Genomic DNA, 1,337 nt, shown 5'->3' with positions numbered 1-1,337 from the left:
CTGCCGCAGGCTGCGATCTTTTGATCTTAAAACCCCCACCCCACATCAATCCATAAAGTGCCGGCAGCTCGCGCTATGGAAACCACTCGCCCAAACCACACATCCCCCGTAGGAGCTGCCGCAGGCTGCGGTCTTTTGATCTTCAGCCCTCCGGCATCAAACTCTGATTGGCGAGATTGACACCTTCTTTCAGAATGCAGCTCCAGGCCACGAGCCTTCGCGGCCATTGTCGACCCTGTCCACGTCCAACCCGTGGCTGTTCAGTTCAGCGACGATTTCCCGGGCCGTGATGGCGTCGTCTTCGATGGTCAAGATGCGGGTCATAGGCGTTACCGCAAAGGAGTTCATGACGCAGGGGCGACATTTTGCCCGCAATGGGCTGCAGGCGTTCTAAAAAACCTTCATGTCGGCTTTGCCGAGTCTTCAGGACGCAATCCAGAGTTGGTGAAAGTTGATATCATAACGCCATAATTTTGCCTGGAGGCTTCAACGTGAACGCCTTGTCTCGTCGTGGCTGGATGCCGATTTATGGGGTTTGCCTGAGTTCGCTGTTGATGCTCGTCACTTCGTCGGTATTGGCAGCGAACCAACCGTGCTCGGGCAAGAAAGGTGGAATCGCCGGCTGTGACGGCGAGGCTTTTCTGTGCAATGACGGTTCTATCAGCGGGTCGAAGAAGAGCTGTTCGGCGATCCACGGGGCAGGAAACCTGAGCTCGCGTGCGCAACCCTTGCTGAAAAACGCTGACGGTTGCCAATGCGGCACAGGCAGCTACTGCACCGGGCCACGCGGCGGGGTGTATTGCCTGACGCCAAGCGGCAGCAAAAGCTATAAGCGTCAATAGCCTTCTTTTCTCAAGCCCGCCCCAGTGCATAAAACCCGCCGATATTGCCCGGCTATTGCAAATTGCATGGTCGAGCGCCAGGAAAAAAAACCAACTCATTGAAATAAAGCGATTTATCAAAAGTTCGCAATTGGCACGCTGACTGCAATTTCTCCCACGAGAGTTGTAACTCCATCTTCATGCCGGGAGCAGAACAACAATGAATAGATCCTCTGATACTTATCTCACTGCGCTGGATGAGTCGAGCAGCCACTCAGCGGTGTCCTGGGCGGCGATATTTGCCGGGGCCGTGGCTGCGGCTGCGTTGTCGCTGGTGCTGGTGGTGCTCGGTTTCGGGCTGGGTTTCTCGGCAGTGTCGCCGTGGGCCAACAGCGGCATCAGCGCCAAGAGTCTGGGCATCTCGACCATTGTCTGGCTGGCCTTCACCCAAATCGTTGCATCCGGCATGGGCGGTTACCTTGCCGGTCGATTGCGGGTGAAGTGGGCGAATATGCA

The 1,337-nt window shown here is 56.2% G+C and carries 1 protein-coding gene and 2 pseudogenes; 2 read left to right on the top strand and 1 reads right to left on the bottom strand.

The genetic code is table 11. From position 1 onward, the window contains the following. Positions 1–213 precede the first annotated feature (213 nt). Positions 214–324, bottom strand: a pseudogene (locus tag F8N85_RS34255) (DNA-binding response regulator); the annotation flags it as partial. Between the two features lie 194 nt (positions 325–518). On the opposite strand from F8N85_RS34255, the gene F8N85_RS34250 reads away from it, so the two are divergent. Together F8N85_RS34250 and F8N85_RS34245 are read left to right on the top strand one after the other, a co-directional pair. Further along, positions 519–842 (top strand): hypothetical protein, encoded by a 324-nt coding sequence (locus F8N85_RS34250; protein WP_150806918.1) that lies wholly within the window; start codon positions 519–521, stop codon positions 840–842. Between the two features lie 199 nt (positions 843–1,041). Next, positions 1,042–1,337 (top strand): annotated as a pseudogene (locus tag F8N85_RS34245) (hypothetical protein); the annotation flags it as partial.

It is taken from the genome of Pseudomonas fluorescens (assembly GCF_902497875.1).
GTDB classification, from domain to species: Bacteria; Pseudomonadota; Gammaproteobacteria; order Pseudomonadales; family Pseudomonadaceae; genus Aquipseudomonas; species Aquipseudomonas fluorescens_BR.
The sequence above is the reverse complement of the archived record's forward strand: the minus strand, read 5'-3'. Positions and strand labels throughout refer to the sequence as shown.

Bases quoted from the DNA above. Each gene is read 5' to 3' on its own strand.
- F8N85_RS34250 (WP_150806918.1), top strand. From the start codon at position 519: ATGCCGATTTATGGGGTTTGCCTGAGTTCGCTGTTGATGCTCGTCACT.